The sequence below is a fragment of the Parashewanella spongiae genome, assembly GCF_004358345.1.
GTDB classification, from domain to species: domain Bacteria; phylum Pseudomonadota; class Gammaproteobacteria; order Enterobacterales; family Shewanellaceae; genus Parashewanella; species Parashewanella spongiae.
Window position 1 is genome coordinate 3,602,829 of the sequence record NZ_CP037952.1, and the last position, 17,958, is coordinate 3,620,786.

Consider the following 17,958-nt stretch of genomic DNA (forward strand, 5'->3'; position numbering starts at 1 on the left):
TGACTCCTTGTTAAAACCCCAGACTCGACAATAGATCATCGACTTCATCCTGACCTGCAACCACATCTTCTCGTTGCTCTGCGTTTAAGATTGGGCCTTCTGCAGCAATATCGTTTGTTGAATGCAGTATATTGTCATCAGTATTATTTTCACCAAAAAGCGTTAGCATTGAGACTAAGCTGCTTTCAACTTCATGAACAAGCTCGATGACCCTGCGGATCATTTGTCCGGTGAGATCTTGAAAGTCTTGAGCCATGAGAATTTGGTTGAGTAAATCTCTTAGTCGAATTGAGTCATTACCGCTACGTTCCATCATATTTTGAATGTCATAACATAGTGATTTGAAATTGCTAAGATCGATATCTCGGCGCATTAATTTATCCCAAGAAGGTTGAACATCTTGAATAGTTGTAATTAATGCATTGGCTAATGGTAACGATTCCTCAACAGCATCCATGGTCTTATTGGCCGCTTGCTCCGTCATATCAATAACGTAATTTAAGCGCTCTTTTGCGTCAGGGATATCTGTATTTGCCAGCTTGACTATACGACTATCAATTTGGAAGTCGGTCAATGCACTGTGTAACTGCCTAGTTAATTTCCCAATTTCTTCATACATTTCGCTTTTTATTGGCGTCACTAGCTCATTGAGTAATGCATCAGCTTGTGATTGTTCGCCGGCGGATAACAACTCAACCAAATTTTGGGCTTGAGTAAGATTTATCAGCCCAGTATGTTGTGCATGCATAGCCTATCCTTGCTCAACCCAAACGTTCGAAAATTTTGTCTAATTTTTCTTTTAACGTTGCTGCGGTAAATGGCTTAACAACATAGCCATTTACTCCTGCTTGTGCAGCGGCAATAATCTGCTCACGCTTTGCTTCAGCCGTAACCATTAACACAGGAATGCTTTTTAATTTTTCATCAACTCGTATGGCTTTGAGTAAATCAATACCCTGCATGCCTGGCATATTCCAATCTGTTACTACGAAATCAAAATCACCCTTTTGCAACATCGGTAGTGCGGTAGTTCCATCATCTGCTTCTTGGGTATTATTAAATCCCAAATCTCGCAACAAGTTCTTGATGATACGTCTCATTGTCGAGAAGTCATCAACAATCAGGATCTTCATATTCTTGTCCAAGGTTTCCTCCAAGGGCTAACTTAAAATTAGTTAATCGTTATTTAGTCTTGGGTCCAGTGCCTGAGTTTGCCTTTAAGTCTTATCATCGCTTGACTCAGAATTTGACTAACTCTTGACTCACTCACATCGAGCACTGCACCAATTTCTTTTAAATTCAGGGCTTCATCATAATAAAGTGACAAAACCAATGCATCTCTTTCTGGTAAAAGCTTGATAGCATCGACCAAAGCAACTTGAAAGTGTTCATCTGAAATGGCATTAAATGCATCATCTTGTGGTGTATCATCAGTCGATATTACGTCTTCTGATACACCAAGATCTTCGATACCGACAATCTTTCCTGCAACGACATCACTCAAGATATGATGGTATTCATCTAAAGGAAGATTTAACTCTGCTGCAATCTCTACATCAGTTGCTTCTCTTCCTAATTCTTGCTCAAGTTTATCAATAACTTGAGCCACCATTCTTTGATTACGATGAACAGATCTAGGAACCCAGTCTCCGCGGCGAATTTCGTCCAACATTGAGCCACGGATTCGAATCCCCGCAAAAGTTTCAAACTTTGCACCTTTGCTACCATCAAATTTACCTGAAGCTTCTAATAACCCCATCATTCCTGCTTGAATTAAATCATCAAGCTGAACTGATGCAGGAAGCCTCGCTAACATATGATGCGCGATTTTTTTAACCAGCGGTGCATACAGTTCTATGGTCGACGTCTTGTCGTCAAGACTTGTATACGCGGCGGTTTTATTCACTCGCTTGATCCTCATCATCATTACGCTGCACAAGTCGTTCAATGAAAAACTCTAAATGACCACCAGGCTGCGTTGGTACAGACCAACTGATAATTTTATTTGCCAATCCATGATATGCAATTGTAGCAGGCGATTTAGGAAATGCTTCGGTGACGAGTTTTTGCTTCCGCACCGACTTTCTTAAGTTTTCATCGTAAGGAACTGTGGCCACTAACTCGAGCGCAACATCTAAAAATCGATCTGTTACTTTGCTCAATTTAGCAAATAATTCCATGCCTTCTCTTAGACTTCGAACCATATTTGCCACGATTTTGAAGCGGAACACACCGTGCTCACGACTTAAAATCTTTATTAGAGCATAAGCATCGGTGATTGATGTTGGTTCATCACAGACTACAATTAGCACGTCTTGTGAAGCTCGAGAAAAACTCAATACCATGTCAGAGATACCCGCTGCGGTATCTACTATCAAAACATCAAACTGAGTTTTCATTTCGCTAAAAGCACGAATTAAGCCGACGTGTTGCGCGGAGGTTAACTCTACCATTGCTTGTGTACCTGAGGTAGCAGGAATAATACCTATCCCCTTAGGGCCACGAACAATGACATCATCAAGTTCTGATTCGCCAGATAAAACATGAGATAAGTTCTTCTCTGCTCTAATACCCAGCATGACATCAACATTAGCCAGACCAAGGTCTGCGTCCAATATCAATACTCGTTTGCCTTTTTCAGCTAATGCCACTGCGGTGTTAATAGAAACACTGGTTTTTCCAACGCCTCCTTTACCACCACTAACAGCAATAACTTTGACTTTTTCATTGTTTGGTTGATTCATCATACGTAAACCGCTTGCTTGATCTTGAGTCATAGCTTTACTCGAATGCATGGGCGAATTCGGTTGCCCCTACCGTTTTTCTTAAAAATTCGGGTTCTTGTTCATCCATGACTGACAACGCCTGCTGAGCGAGTTTCATCGTGTCAGCAACATGTAGGTCTTCCGGTACCCGTTGTCCATCTGTGACATAACTTAGTGGTAAGTCATTAGCAATTAATACACTTAACGCACTCGATAATGATACAGATTCATCTAATTTAGTTAAAACAGCACCAGCAATTGGTACACGCTTGAAATATTCAACCGCATCTTGCAACACTCGACGCTGAGAAGTTGCAGACAATACCAGATAATTACGGATTGGTATGCGTTTATTTGCAGCTAAATTATCAAGTTGTTGATATAAACGCTGATCTCGCTGCCCCATACCGGCTGTATCAATCAAAATAAGCTTACGACTTCTAAACTGATACAGTGTTTGTTCCAATTCTGACATATCGTGAGCTAGCTTCACTGGGCAGCCCATTATTTTGCCATAAGTTGCGAGTTGCTCATAGGCTCCAATACGATAATGATCCATCGTAATTAACGCTACTTGATCATTACCATGCTTTGCTGCAAATCGTGCGGCTAATTTTGCCAAGCTTGTGGTTTTCCCCACACCTGTTGGTCCGACAAAAGCGACCACACCACCGCGATTAACAATATCATCACCTTGATTATCAAGCATGTTTGATAAGCTTTGAGGTAAAGTTTGTACTAATTCCGCAGGTTTGTAGTGCTGCGCTAGATCTGACAGTTGTTTGGATACTTCTGGCGAGAACTCGGCTTCTAATAATTTAGATTCAAGCATGGCGCCAACAGGATCTGATTGTTGTTTTTTATCACTCATTAAACTGGAAACTTGATGAGTCAACAAACTGCGTAATGAAGCCAGTTCATCTTTCATCGCTTGCATTTCATCTGTTGAGACTGCCGCATTGCTAATTGAATTCAAACTTGAATTCAATTTTGGCTGAGCAAAGCTGTTATGGGTGACTTGAGGTTTTGATTCGGCCTTCGCTTCTAACCCTCTTGCCCATGCAGGCATCTCCAACTCTTGCTTTTTAATTTGTTGTTGGCTATCAACCTTCGACTGTTGCCTTTCAAGCAGTGCTTTTAATGAGTCGGCCGCTGGTGCAGGATTGATTTTACGGTTTGTTTTAACCGTTTTAGCTCCTAAAGAAACTTGATCGTCTGCCACGTCCATGAACGTCGACTTAACTCTTTCTTTATTCGGCTGCAAATTTGGTTTCGGCTCATCGTAATCAATTGCTGCGACTATTTCGATCCCACCGGATACTTTCTTATTTGACATGATGACGGCATCAGAACCTAAGGCTTCTTTCACTTCTGCAAGTGCGGTTCGCATGTCTTTGGCAAAAAATCGTTTTATTTTCACGGCTACATCCTCTACTGACCGACGGCTGAAACAATTCTAATTTGTTTCTCATCAGGGACTTCTTGATAAGAAATCACCCGTAAACTTGGAATAGTATGCTTAACAAAGCGTGAAAGCGTTGAGCGTAACATTCCTGATGTCAACAATATGGCAGGTTGACCAACCAACTCTTGCTGCTGTGCTGCGTCTGTTAATGACTTCTGCATGCGTTCTGCAAGACCTGGCTCAATATTGGGACCATCACCACCTGTCGCCTGCATAGACTGATGCAACATCTGTTCCAACTCTGGAGCCAATGTTATGACGGGCATCTCGGATTCTGGGCCGGCAATCTCTTGAACAATCATTCGTTTGAGCGCTATTCGTACAGCTGCGGTCAGAACTTCGGTGTCAGTGCTTTTTGGGCCATACTCAAGCAAAGTTTGAACAATAGTGCGTAGATCACGAACTGAAACACCTTCATTCAATAGGTTTTGCATCACTTTTACGACAGTACCCAGCCCCATCACTTCAGGAATAAAGCCATCGATCAATTTAGGCGACTGTTTCTGCAAAATATCAAGCAATTGCTGAACTTCTTCGTACCCTAATAATTTAGCAGCATTGTTATTCAGCAATTGGCTAATATGAGTAGCAACTACTGTGGCGGCATCAACAACGGTATAACCTAAGGTTTGTGCGTGCTCTTTTTGATCCGGTGTTATCCAAACGGCTTCAAGTCCAAAAGCCGGATCTTTTGTCTCAACACCATCTAATTTCCCATAAACTTGCCCGGGATTGATCGCAAGTTCACAGTCGTGCCTGATTTCTGATTCACCGACCACAACGCCCATCAATGAGATTTGATACATATTAGGTGCAAGATCTAAATTATCGCGGATATGCACTGACGGTACTAAGAAACCAAGCTCTTGTGACAGCTTTTTTCTGACGCCTTTGATGCGTGCTAGCAATTCACCACCTTGGCTTTTATCAACTAATGGAATTAAGCGATAACCGACTTCTAAACCGATAGTGTCTACATGACGAACATCATCCCAACTCAATTCTTTTTGCTCCTTATCAAGCTTGTCTACTGGTTCAGCTTTTGCCAAAGCAAGCGATTCCGCTTTTTTCTGCTTATTTCGGCGATAAATGTAATAAGCGGCTCCGCCAGTCATCGCAGCAAAACTCAAGAAAGCAATGTGAGGCATACCAGGAACAAGCCCCATTATAAGTAAAAGACCAGCAGCGATACCTAATGACTTATGATTGTCGAACATTTGACTCATCATCATGTTACCCATATCGCCAGATTCATTCTGACGGGTAACCATTAATGCTGCCGCTATGGATAAGAGTAAACCCGGTATTTGTGCAACCAGACCATCACCAATAATCAATAGCGTGTAGATTTCAACAGCTTCTGATAGTTCCAAGCCATGCTGAACCATACCAATTACAAAGCCACCTAAGATATTGATGACCAAAATCATAATTCCGGCAATCGCATCACCTTTTACAAATTTAGAAGCACCATCCATTGCACCATAAAAATCTGCCTCTCTTGTGACGTCTTCTCGGCGAGCTCGAGCTTGATCTTGATTGATTATCCCCGCATTCAAGTCCGCATCTATCGCCATTTGTTTTCCTGGCATAGCATCTAATGTAAAGCGAGCACTTACCTCAGCGATACGTCCTGCACCTTTCGTAACTACCGCAAAGTTGATAATAATGAGAATGATGAAAACAACGAGACCAACGGCGTAATTGCCACCAATAACTACAGAGCCAAACGCTTCAATCACTTTACCAGCTGCATCTCCTCCGTTATGACCTTCTAGCAACACGACCCTTGTAGAAGCAACATTTAAAGCCAAACGCAATAAGGTAGCAATCAGTAATACCGTAGGGAATGCAGCAAAATCTAAAGGACGTCCCGAGTAAATAGCAACAAGAAGTACAACAAGCGCAAGCGCGATATTAAATGAGAATAACGTATCTAGCAGAAGAGGAGGGATTGGTAATATAATCATTGCCATTGCTGCCATTACCAGCAATGGTGTCCCTATCCCCTTAAAATTTGAGACTTTGACTTGTTTAAATTGACCTAGCGTTGCTTTTACATCCATTACCGATAGCCCAAACTTTGACACCTAGAGAATTCTTTCTATTTGAAGCAATTTATAGGCCAACTGTAAAAATAATTAGAGTTTTAAGTAACCTCACAAAACTTGAAATAACCTATCAAGATTAAAGCCATATGGCCGATATTTTTTTGCCGTATTTCAATTTTGATGATGTTATGACAAATTCTCTTTCTATTCGTGCTCTCGTTTTAACAACACTTGCTACAATTTTTTTAGTTGTATTGTCCGTTACACTTTGGTTTGGTGCATCAAGTCAACAGGAGCACCTTGAAAGTTACGCTCAGCAGCATTCACACAGTCTTTCACAATCATATTTTGATTCACTGAACACTATGATGTTGACAGGTACCATTGCAAACAGAGGCTTACTTAGGGATAAAATGACGGCTGACAAGTCAGTCAAAGACATCCGGGTGATCCGCAGCGATGAATTGAATAAAGTCTTTGGACAAGGTTTAGCAAGTGAAAGTGTTCGAGATGAGCTCGATAAAAAAGCCTTGTCTGGACAAGAAATAAACATCATAAAAAGTACCCAAGAAGGCCGTGTTTTCACTCAAATAAAACCTGTGCGAGCAACATCGAACTATCAAGGTGTCAATTGCTTAGGCTGTCATCAAGTTTCTGAAAATACTATTTTAGGTGCCATTCGGGTAGATTATTCATTAGCTGAAGATGATAAGAAACTGCACAACAGTTTACTTAAAAGTGCAGCTATACAAATTAGCTTTTTCATTTTAGCTTTTGTCGCTACAGCATATATTTTAAATAAACTGGTCATTAGTCGATTACGTCAATTACGCCATACCATGAATAATATTGCCGACAACGCAGATCTGACGTTACAACTGGATGTAACGAGAAATGACGAAATCGGTACTCTCTCTAGTACATTCAACAGAATGATCTCACAAATCAACCTAACCCTTTGCACAGTGGTTGACAACGCAAAACAAGTCACCGAGTCTGCTAAAGAAATTGCTTCCATGTCTGAGACTACTAAACACGAAGTGCTGATCCAAAAATCCAGTACAGCACAAGTAGCAACAGCGATAACTGAAATGGCCGCTTCTGCAGAGCAAGTACGCTGTAATTCTAATACAACCGCTGAACAATCACAGATTACCAACTCAACCGTATCAAACGGTGAGCAACAGGCTAAAGCCGCAGTTTGTGCGATTGAACACCTGCAAATGGAAGTACAGCAAGGGGCAACTCGTATTCGTCAGTTAGATCATCGTACCGATGAAGTTGCAGCTGTGCTTAGCGTTATTTCCGGTATTGCTGAGCAAACAAATTTATTAGCTCTCAATGCTGCAATTGAGGCAGCACGCGCAGGAGAACAAGGTAGAGGCTTTGCCGTTGTCGCGGATGAAGTAAGAACACTCGCTTCAAGAACTCAGGATTCTACAAAAGACATTAGGGATACAATAGAGGGATTAAAGACTGAGGCATCTGATTGTGTGTCTATAATGGACAGAGCCTCTGAATTGGCTGAAAAACAAGTTGTTTCAATTCAATCCGTAGCTGGTGAACTTCAACACATTTCTAAGTCCATTAATGATATTTGTGAGCTGAACAGTCAAATGGAGGTAGCAGCTTCAGAGCAAAGCCTAGTGGCAGAGTCAGTTAATGCAAATGTCATTGATATCAGCCAATCCGCAGAATCAACCTCTAAAGATGCTGAGCAAACGGCATTCATTGCCAATAAATTACTTGAGATGGCGTCACAGCTCGGAGAAAGTGCTAATCAATTTAAGTTACACTCCTAACATTACTCATTGTTAACATGATAAATTTCAATATATGAACGGTTAAAATCATCTTTGCCTCGCAAGTTAACACAAAGATGATTTTAGCGAGCTGTATAAAAATATATCCACAATATGAATGCCTACTTTTTATTAGAAAGACCTATTTTATTTGATTTTTTAGTTTTAGGAGGTATTTCATATTCCGTCCACCAGATTTACGAATCATTTATTTTGTTCCCCTAAGCCCTTACCGCAGTTTAGAAATCTAAAAAAAAATTCATTTGTATTCATTTTAAATGACACTTAACATTTTGAATTCCTGCTGCTAGTTATACCAATTACAGTAATTAACTTCCCACTCAGCAAGAGCTAAAGGATTTCAGTACAAGGCGCAAGTTTGAAGTACTATATGCCCTAACGGCCGCCATACAAAGCTGGCGTTCAACGCACTTCGTGCTTTTGTCGGGATAATTCAAAAACTTGTAGCGTAGTAATGTAATAACGACAGTTTTGTATGTCGGTAATAAGGGACGTGGCGGAAGAATGTATACCAATTTTATCGTCACTCCTGCGAACGCAGGAGTCCAGAGTCTTTGGTTAATTTGGGCACAAGTCGCTGGATACCTGCGTTCGCAGGTATGACAAATTAAGCGTTGAAATTTAAATTGGTATTATTTGAACTGCGACATCCCTAACTATGTCTTCATCAATTTCATTTGTACTTTGAACACATACATAGTTTTGAGCAGGGAATTTAATTACTGTAATTGGTATTACGGCTTGAGTTCAATAGGGAGGCTTTATATAAACTCAAAAACATCTGTACTTATCTGTCCTTAAAAAAGGTAATAAACATGGCACTCACCTCCACTTCAAATGCTACTTCCAGTTCCATGTATGACACCCCTTCGACCTCAAATAACCCTAAGAAGCCAAACCGTAAGAGAGTGAGTACTAATAATAAAGGCCAACCTGCTCCTAAAAAATTGTGTATCACAACCCCGTCGAGTAAATGTTATTTAGTTTCGCAGGATAATAAGCTACCTGAAGAACTTCAGCTAGCAATGAATAGCAAAGGCATTCAAGTTAAATCTGCATTCACAAAGTTATTATCTAAAGTCGAGATTGAGTCCGAAGCGCAACTAGCTCAGTACAGTAGTAAACTAACACTTTTCTTCAAAAAAATAGCCGATGCTAAGGTAAAAGATACCAGCTTTTTTACCAGCATGATTCGATCACAGAGTAAGATAAAAACGTTCTTTGACTTCAGTACTGAACACATCGTTCAGGTAGCAAAAACCCAACCGATGAAAACCCTTTCGTCTATATTTAGTAGACGCGGCCTGCCTGACGAAGCGGAGATAGAGCGTTTTATTAACCTGCTGAAAATACCGCAGCTACAGGAGGGCGACAGATTAAACCTGCCGCTGCTCAAATCCATGTCGTCGATGTTAATTGGCCGTGGCCTGCCTGACTCAGCGTCGATTACACGCTTTATTGAGCTGCTGAAATTGCCGCAGCTGCAAGAGAACGGCAGATTAAGCCTGCCGCTGTTCAAATCCTTGTCGTCGATATTTCATGGATGCGGTCTGCCTAACAATGAGGAAATGGCACGCTTTATTGCGCTGCTGGAATTGCCGCAGCTGCAGAAGGGTGGCACATTGAAACTGCCGTTGCTCAAATCCCTGTCGTCGATATTGAATGGCCACGGTCTGCCTGATGGAGTGGCCGTGACGCGCCTTGTTAAGCTGCTGAAACTGCCGCAGCTGCAGCAGAACGGAAAATTAAGTATTCCGTTGCTCAAATCCCTGTCATCGATACTAAGTGGCTTCGGTTTGCCTGACGAAGCGGATATAACGCGGTATGTTGATCTTCTAAAACTTCCGCAACTTCAAGAGGGCGGCACACTAAACCTACCATTATTCAAATCCCTGTCGTCGATATTGAATGGCAGCGGCTTACCTGACGAAGCAGCTATTAAGCGCTTTTTTCTGTTGCTGGAACTACCGCAGCTGCAGGAGGAGGACGGCACATTGAGTCTGCCGCGGTTTAAATCCTTATCATCGATACTTAATGGTAGTGGCCTGCCTAACGAAGCGGCGATGAAACGCTTTAATAAGTTGCTGGAACTGCCGCAGCTACAGGAGGACGGCAGATTAAGCCTGCCGCTTTTCAAATCTTTGTCGTCGATATTTCATGGGTGCGGTCTACCTGACGAAAAGACGATGGCGCGCTTTATTAAGCTGCTGGAACTGCCGCAGCTACAGGAAGATGGCAAACTTAGCCTACCGTTGCTCAAATCCTTGTCGTCGATATTTAATGGCCGCGGTCTGCCTGAGGAAGCTGAAATGACGCTTTTTATTAAGCTGCTGGAAATACCACAGCTACAAGAGAGCGAGAGATTAAACCTGCCGCTGTTCAAATCCATATCGTCGATATTTAATGGCCGCGGCCTGCCTGACGAAGCGGCGATGACACTCTTTAATAAGCTGCTGGAACTGCCGCAGCTACAGGAGGGCGGCAGACTAAGCCTACCGCTGTTCAAATCCCTGTCGTCGATATTTAATGGCCGTGGTTTGCCTGACGAAGCTGTAATAGCGCGCTTTATTAAGCTGCTTGAACTGCCGCAACTGCAAGAGGACGGAAAATTAAATCTGCCGCTGTTCAAATCCCTGTCGTCAATATTTAATAGCCTTGGTTTACCTAACGAAGCGACGATGAAGCGCTTTATGGAGCTGCTGAAAACACCTCAATTACAAGAGGGCGGCAGATTAAGCCTACCGCTGTTTAAATCCCTGTCATCGATATTTAATGGCCGAGGTTTGCCTGACGAAACCGATATAAAGTGCTTTATTAAGCTGCTGAAACTGCCGCAGCTTCAGGTGGACGGCAGATTAAGTCTGCAGCTGTTCAAACCCTTGTCGTCGATATTTAATTACCGCGGTCTGCCTGACGAAATGGCGATGACGCACTTTATTAAGTTGCTGAAACTGCCACAGTTGCATAATAATGGCAGATTAAATCTGCCCTTGTATAAGCTGTTATTAGTTAAAATGATGAGTCGGCCAGATAAGGCAGACGGCTGGTTTTGCTTGCTTGAACACCCTATGTTGCAGAAAAAGGGGCAGATCCACTATCTCAGACTAGCCTGTGTCTTTGCGGTTTTCCCTCTGCCGCCAAAACTGGGTGAGGTAACTCACCTACTTTCTTTATTAAGCATTGATGGTCAACCCGACGATCAACTACTGCAACTTTGCTCTCAGGAGTGGAAACAATCATCTCTTTTAGCTGTGGAAACGGCTTTTTCCTGCTTACCTATCGCAGAGATGATCTTTCACTTTCGCGATAACCATAGTGATGAGCTAACATCGATAAAAGCTCTGGCATTGGCCATTAAAGGTGAGCCTGAGCTGATAAATAAATTGGATAACCATTGCTCATTGAGTTCGAAAAAAATAACGGGATTATCGAGCCCATGCGTAATAGAAAGCCATCAAGGAATATTGATCGCGCTCGGTAAAATCTGTTTCGTCAACGGTCAGCTGGGATTAAAATTATTCTTTGCAAATGCGCCTTGTCCAGAGAGAAGCCACTTTCTGAGCGCTGAAGAAGTGAAGGAATCCTCCTACTGGGAACGATTACTCAGTCAACCAATCAATAAAACCATACTGTCCTGTGCACTCGATTTAAAAGGGCAGAGCCATGAGAGTGTAAGCCATTACTTTCATTTTTGCAGGGCAACCCGATCATGTCCCACATCAACACAATGGGTTAATGTATTATATCCGATCGTCCTTAAGGGCGTTGATATTAATGGTGTGAATCAGGTTCAGGTGTATTTAATTGCAGCCACCGTGCTTTCATTTGTATTTAAAGCTGAGATATTGCTTAACGATACCAACTGTTGGCTGATGTTATGCAAAGTATTCAGTACCGCTAATGACCTATATCAATTATCAATTTCATTACCATCTGAAGAATTTTATACCCTTTGCCTAGCGGGAAAAGATTACGGTCAATATCTGAATGAGACCGTAATACCCCAAATAAAAACCATGAACACACTTAATTTTGGGCTGGTCATCAGAGGGATAGTCTTGCCAGTAAAGCACCCTACAACGTTAAATGCCGTGACGTTTAGTGTATCTACTGACAGTGTGAATACAAAAAAAGGGGTCACATTACGCATTGAACAACAATCACAACAAACTGATTGCCCCATGGTGCTTTTTTGTTATTGGTTCAGTTTAACCTTTGCCAACGTCCCTACACCTTACCATATTAGTCAAGCTCAAATGACGCTGCTCAATATTGATGAAGAAGTGATTGAGCTGCCCTTTCCTCAGTTAAGCCAAAGCAGTCCAAATAGTATCACTATTCGCAACTGGTCTGCCGATGAGCTTTCTTTGTTTATTGATACATTAAACAGTGACTTTCCAGTTGAGTTCACTGACAGCAATGAACAAAGTGTTGTCAGCACTTACGTTTCACAACGAAATAAGCTGTTGTCACAAAAACAAACGCCAAGAGCCACAAGCAACACGGAAGCACATCAGGAAAGTTGGCTTGATTTGGGCATCATTGAAAAGTCTGTACAAAAAGGCTTGCGCCTGACCTCGGAAGTCTGCCGCAGTCTCGTATATCACGCAGACTCTCTGAGCATTCCTACAATAAAAGCGCTCGTTGAGAAGTATTCGTTCTGCGACATACCTAGCCAATTAAGAGAAAGATTAAGTTCATCCGTGCAGTACCAAAATATATCGCTCGCTTCATGGCATCACGATGGGGCAGCGACGAATGACACGACGCAAGAGCTTGAGCCTATGGATACGAGTGTCAGCAAAGGTGATGAAGATGAGGCTGTGTTGTCTTTTATGGAGGACAATACCTTTTGGAGTACGGCCTCGTTAAGTAAGGATAATCAGCCTGTGCAATTAACTGAGTCTGATGATGCATGGTTCAGCTGTCTATTCGAAGGTTTACCGTTTGAAGCAAACTCAGCCTCAATTTTAGATAAGCCTAAACTGGATACCGAAGACGTTAAGATGTTGTTAGCTCGTGTTGAGGAGTTCATCCTCTCAGAATTAACAATTATGCTGAGCAGAATAAGTAGTGATGTTGATAGTACGTTAATCAAACAACTTGAAGCATCTTATATTCAGCAACAAACCACGTTATATTCTTAAAAATGCTGTTATAAGGGACGTGGCGGAAGAATGTATACCAATTTTATCGTCACTCCTGCGAACGCAGGAGTCCAGAGTCTTTGGTTAATTTGGGCACAAGTCGCTGGATATCTGCGTTCGCAGGTATGACAAATTAAGCGTTGAAATTTAAATTGGTATTATTTGAACTGCGACATCCCTAAGTGAGGACGAGCTAAAGGATTTCAGTACAAGGCGCAAGTTTGAAGTACTATATGCCCTAACGGCCGCCATACAAAGCTGGCGTTCAACGCACTTCGTGCTTTTGTCGGGATAATTCAAAAACTTGTAGCGTAGTAATGTAATAACGACAGTTTTGTATGTCGGTAATAACTATGTCTTCATCAATTTCATTTGTACTTTGAACACATACATAGTTTTGAGCAGGGAATTTAATTACTGTAATTGGTATTACGGCTTGAGTTCAAGAGGGAGGCTTTATATAAACTCAAAAACATCTGTACTTATCTGTCCTTAAAAAAGGTAATAAACATGGCACTCACCTCCACTTCAAATGCTACTTCCAGTTCCATGTATGACACCCCTTCGACCTCAAATAACCCTAAGAAGCCAAACCGTAAGAGAGTGAGTACTAATAATAAAGGCCAACCTGCTCCTAAAAAATTGTGTATCACAACCCCGTCGAGTAAATGTTATTTAGTTTCGCAGGATAATAAGCTACCTGAAGAACTTCAGCTAGCAATGAATAGCAAAGGCATTCAAGTTAAATCTGCATTCACAAAGTTATTATCTAAAGTCGAGATTGAGTCCGAAGCGCAACTAGCTCAGTACAGTAGTAAACTAACACTTTTCTTCAAAAAAATAGCCGATGCTAAGGTAAAAGATACCAGCTTTTTTACCAGCATGGTTGATGCACTACATAAGATTGAAACATTCTTTAACTTCAATGATAAACACATTGTTCAGATAGCGGAAACCCAACCAATAAAATCACTGTCATCTATATTTCATAGACTCGGTCTGCCTTATGAATGTGAAATAGAACGTTTTAATAAGCTGCTAACAATGTCGCCGCTTCAGGAGGGTGGCACATTAAGTCTGCCGCGGCTCAAATCCATGTCATCGATATTTAATGGCCGAGGTCTGCCTGACAAATCGGAGGTTGAGCGCTTTTTTAAACTGTTGAAATTGCCGCAACTGCATGTGGGTGACAGATTAAGTCTGCCGCTGCTCAAATCCTTATCGTCGATATTTAACGGCTGCGGCCTGCCTGGCGAAGCAGAAATGACTCGCTTTATTGAGTTGCTGGAACTGCCACAGCTGCAAGAAGGCGGCAGATTAAGCCTGCCGCTGTTAAAATCCCTGTCTTCGATATTTAACGGCCGCGGCTTGTCTGACGAAGTGGCAATAGTGCGTTTTATTGAGCTGCTGAAACTGCCACAACTTCAGGACGGCGACAGATTGAGCCTGCCGTTGCTAAAATCCCTGTCGTCGATATTTCAAAGCCGTGGTCTGCCTGACGAAGCAGCGATGACGCGCTTTATTAAGCTACTGCAACTGCCGCAGCTGCAGGAGGGCGGCAGATTAAGACTGCCGCTGTTCAAATCTCTGTCGTCGATATTTAGGGGGCAAGGTCTACCTGACGAATTTGAAGTGCCCCGCTTTATTGAGCTGTTGGAACTGCCGAAGATGCAGGTGGATGGCAGACTTAGCCTGCCGTTGTTCAAATCCCTGTCGTCGATATTTAATGGCCGCGGTCTGCCTGACAAAACGGCGATAACACGCTTTAATAAGTTGCTGGAACAGCCGCAGCTTCAGGAGGAGGGGAGATTAAATCTGCCGTTGTTTAAATCTCTATCGTCGATATTTTGTGGCTGCGGCCTGCCTGATGAAGAGGCATTCGCGCATTTTATTGAACTCCTGCAACTGCCGCAGCTGCAGGAGGGCGGCAAATTAAGTCTGCCGCGACTTAAATCCCTGTCGTCGATATTTACTCGTCGCGGCCTGCCTGACAAATTGGCAATGGTGCGATTTATTGAGCTTCTGAATCTGCCGCAACTGCAGGAGGATGGAAGATTAAGTCTGCCGCTGCTCAAATCCCTGTCGTCGATATTTAGTGGCCAAGGTCTGCCTGATGAATCGGAGATGGCGCGCTTTATAGAGCTGTTGGAACTGCCGCAACTGCAGGAGAAAGGCAAATTAAGTCTGCCATTGCTCAAATCTATGTCGTCGATACTTGCTCGTCGTGGACTGCCTGACGAAGTGGCAATGGCGCACTTTATAGAGCTTCTGGAACTTCCGCAGCTGCATGAGGACGGCAGATTGAACTTCCCACTGTTCAAATCCTTGTCGTCGATATTTCATGGACGCGGCTTGCCTGACGAAGCGTTAATTGCACGCATTATTGAGTTGCTAAAACTACCGCAACTGCAGGAGGGTGGCAGATTCAATCTGCCCTTGTATAGGTTGTTATTAGTTAAAGTGATGAACCGACCTGATGATGCCGATGGCTGGTTTTCCTCGCTTGAACACCCTGCGCTGAAACAAAACGGTCGGTTCCATCTTCTCAGATTAGCTTGTGTCTTTGCGGTTTTCTCGTTGCCGCCTGCAGAGGATGAGGTGACTAAGCTGCTGTCTTTATTAAGTATTGATGGTAAACCTGACGATCAACTACTGCAACTCTGCATTCAGGAGTGGAAACAGTCATCTCTTTTAGCCGTAAAAGAGGCTTTTTCCTGCTCACCTTTCTCCAAACTGCTCACTCACTTTCGCGATAGCGATGATGAGCTAACATCGCTAAAAGCGCTGGCATTGGCCATTAAAGGTGAGCCTGAGATGCTGAAAAAATTGCGTTACTACTGCTCGTTGAGCACGAAAAAAATAACGGGATTGACGTTCCCATGCGTAATAGAAAGCCATCAAGGGATATTGAACGCGCTCGGTAAAATCAGTTTCGCCAACGGTCAGCTGGGATTAAAATTGTTCTTTGCAAATGCGCCTTACCCAGAGGGAAGCCGCCCTATGATCGCTAAGAAAGTGAGTAAATATTCCTATTGGGCACGATTGCTAAGTCAGCCAATCAATAAAACCATTCTGTCCAGTGCACTCGATTTGAAAAGCCAGAACCATGAGAGTGTAAGCCATTACTTCCGTTTTTGCAGGGTAACTCGCTCACGTCCCACACCAGAACAATGGGATAAGGCATTGTATCCGATCGTCCTAAAGGGCGTTGAGGATGAAAATGTGAACCAGATTCAGGCGTATTTAATTGCAGCCTGCCTGCTTTCATCTACGCCTGAAACTAAGAGATTGATTAAAGATATCAACTGTTGCCGGGTGTTATGTCAAGTGTTCAGTACCGCTAATGACCTATATCAGTTATCAAGGTCATTATCAGCTAAGAAATTTCATACCCTTTGCCTAGCAGGGAAAGATTACAGTCAGTATTTAAACACGGCCGCAAAACCCAAAGTAAAAACCATGAACACACTGAATTTTGGGTTGGTCACCAGAGGGTTAGTCTTGCCAGTAAAATATCCTACAACATTAAATGCCGTGGCGTTTAGTGTATCTACCAACAGTGTGGATACAGATAAAGGGGTCACATTATGCATTGATACACTAGCAAAAAAAACAGATTGCCCCATGGTACTTTTTTGTTATTGGTTCAGCTTATCCTTTGCCAGCGCCCCGACTCCTTACCATATTAGTCAAGATCATATGTCGTTGCTCAATATTGATGAGGAAGTGATTGAGCTGCCCTTTCCTCAGTTAAGCCGAAGTAGCCCAAGTAGTTCAAGTAGTTCAAGTAGTTCAAGTAGTTCAAGTAGTATCACTATTCGTAACTGGTCTGCCGATGAGCTTTCTTTGTTTATTGAGACATTAAGCAGTGACATTCCAATTGAGTTCAATGACAGAAATGAACAAAGCCTTGTCAGTACTTACGTTACACGACGAGAAGAACGGTTATCACAAAAGCAAGTGCCAAGCGCCACAGGCAACACGGAGGCACAGCAGGAAAGTTGGCTTGACTTGGCCTTCATTGAAAAGTGTGTACAAAAAGGCTTGCGCCTGAACCAGAAAGTCCGCCGCAATCTTGTGTATTATGCAGACTCTCTGAGCACTCCTACAATAAAAGCGCTCGTTGAGAAGTATTCGTTCTGCGACATACCTAGCCAATTAAGAGAAAGATTAAGTTCATCCGTGCAGTACCAAAATATATCGCTCGCTTCATGGCATCAGGATGGTGCAACGACGAATAACACGGCGCAAGAGCCTGAGTCTATGGAAACGAGCGTCAACCAAGATGGTGAAGATGAGGCTTTGTTGTCTTTTATGGAAGACGATACCTTTTGGAGTACGGCCTCGTTAAGTAAGGTTAATCATCCTAGACAATGGAATGAGTTTGATGGGGAATGGGTCAGCAGTTTATTTGTAGGTTTATCGCCAGAAGCAAGCCCTAACCCACTTTTAGACAAGCCTCAACTGGAAACAGAAGACGTTGAGATGCTGTTAGCTAGTATAGATGAGTTCACCCTATCAGAGTTAACAGTTATGATGAGCAGAATAAGCAGTGATGTCGATAGTAGGTTAGTTAAACAACTAGATAATGCATATGATATCCAGCAAAAAACCATTTCACTTAAAAATGCCGAAAATCATGAGGACGAGCGCTCCGTTATGGATTATTTGTGATTACACGTTATCTCAACATTCATAACATCAAGG

Annotated in this window: 9 protein-coding genes; 3 read left to right on the forward strand and 6 right to left on the reverse strand. The window is 42.5% G+C overall.

What is annotated here, in order from left to right; translation table 11 throughout:
- Nucleotides 1-10: 10 nt before the first annotated feature.
- From E2I05_RS14195 to flhA, 6 genes are read right to left on the reverse strand one after another with little or no spacing between them, the layout of a single operon-like run.
- Nucleotides 11-748: a protein phosphatase CheZ gene (locus tag E2I05_RS14195; RefSeq protein WP_121852806.1), complete on the reverse strand. Its 738-nt coding sequence runs from the start codon at nt 746-748 to the stop codon at nt 11-13.
- Nucleotides 749-761: 13 nt separating this feature from the next.
- On the reverse strand, nt 762-1,145 hold the full coding sequence (cheY, locus tag E2I05_RS14200) for a chemotaxis response regulator CheY (RefSeq protein WP_121852807.1): 384 nt from the start codon (nt 1,143-1,145) through the stop codon (nt 762-764).
- A 41-nt stretch (nt 1,146-1,186) separates the two neighbouring features.
- On the reverse strand, nt 1,187-1,906 hold the full coding sequence (locus E2I05_RS14205) for an RNA polymerase sigma factor FliA (protein ID WP_121852808.1): 720 nt from the start codon (nt 1,904-1,906) through the stop codon (nt 1,187-1,189).
- Nucleotides 1,899-2,777 carry a MinD/ParA family protein gene (locus E2I05_RS14210; protein WP_121852813.1) on the reverse strand — a complete coding sequence of 293 codons (879 nt, stop codon included), beginning with the start codon at nt 2,775-2,777 and terminating at the stop codon, nt 1,899-1,901. Before E2I05_RS14210 ends, E2I05_RS14205 begins: the two co-directional genes overlap by 8 nt.
- Nucleotides 2,778-2,781: 4 nt before the next feature.
- Nucleotides 2,782-4,185: a flagellar biosynthesis GTPase FlhF gene (gene flhF, locus E2I05_RS14215; RefSeq protein ID WP_121852809.1), complete on the reverse strand. Its 1,404-nt coding sequence runs from the start codon at nt 4,183-4,185 to the stop codon at nt 2,782-2,784.
- An 11-nt stretch (nt 4,186-4,196) separates the two neighbouring features.
- A complete protein-coding gene (gene flhA / locus E2I05_RS14220; RefSeq protein ID WP_121852810.1) occupies nt 4,197-6,296 on the reverse strand; it encodes a flagellar biosynthesis protein FlhA in 2,100 nt (699 codons plus the stop codon).
- A 131-nt stretch (nt 6,297-6,427) separates the two neighbouring features.
- On the opposite strand from flhA, the gene E2I05_RS14225 reads away from it, so the two are divergent.
- From E2I05_RS14225 to E2I05_RS14235, 3 genes are all read left to right on the forward strand, one after another.
- Nucleotides 6,428-8,083, forward strand: coding sequence for a methyl-accepting chemotaxis protein (locus tag E2I05_RS14225; protein ID WP_243641047.1), 1,656 nt, complete (start codon nt 6,428-6,430; stop codon nt 8,081-8,083).
- Nucleotides 8,084-8,919: 836 nt separating this feature from the next.
- Complete coding sequence (locus E2I05_RS14230; RefSeq protein ID WP_133309709.1) at nt 8,920-13,251, forward strand: type 2 periplasmic-binding domain-containing protein; 4,332 nt, start codon at nt 8,920-8,922, stop codon at nt 13,249-13,251.
- Nucleotides 13,252-13,761: 510 nt separating this feature from the next.
- The gene (locus tag E2I05_RS14235; protein WP_133309710.1) at nt 13,762-17,925 is read left to right on the forward strand and encodes a hypothetical protein; all 4,164 of its coding nucleotides are present in this window, start codon (nt 13,762-13,764) and stop codon (nt 17,923-17,925) included.
- Nucleotides 17,926-17,958: the final 33 nt, after the last annotated feature.

What these genes read in the sequence shown, in the direction of transcription:
- E2I05_RS14225 (WP_243641047.1), top strand. Translation starts at nt 6,428, where the DNA reads ATGGCCGATATTTTTTTGCCGTATTTCAATTTTGATGATGTTATGACA.
- E2I05_RS14230 (WP_133309709.1), top strand. Translation starts at nt 8,920, where the DNA reads ATGGCACTCACCTCCACTTCAAATGCTACTTCCAGTTCCATGTATGAC.
- E2I05_RS14235 (WP_133309710.1), top strand. Translation starts at nt 13,762, where the DNA reads ATGGCACTCACCTCCACTTCAAATGCTACTTCCAGTTCCATGTATGAC.
- flhA (WP_121852810.1), bottom strand. Translation starts at nt 6,296, where the DNA reads ATGGATGTAAAAGCAACGCTAGGTCAATTTAAACAAGTCAAAGTCTCA.
- E2I05_RS14195 (WP_121852806.1), bottom strand. Translation starts at nt 748, where the DNA reads ATGCATGCACAACATACTGGGCTGATAAATCTTACTCAAGCCCAAAAT.
- E2I05_RS14210 (WP_121852813.1), bottom strand. Translation starts at nt 2,777, where the DNA reads ATGACTCAAGATCAAGCAAGCGGTTTACGTATGATGAATCAACCAAAC.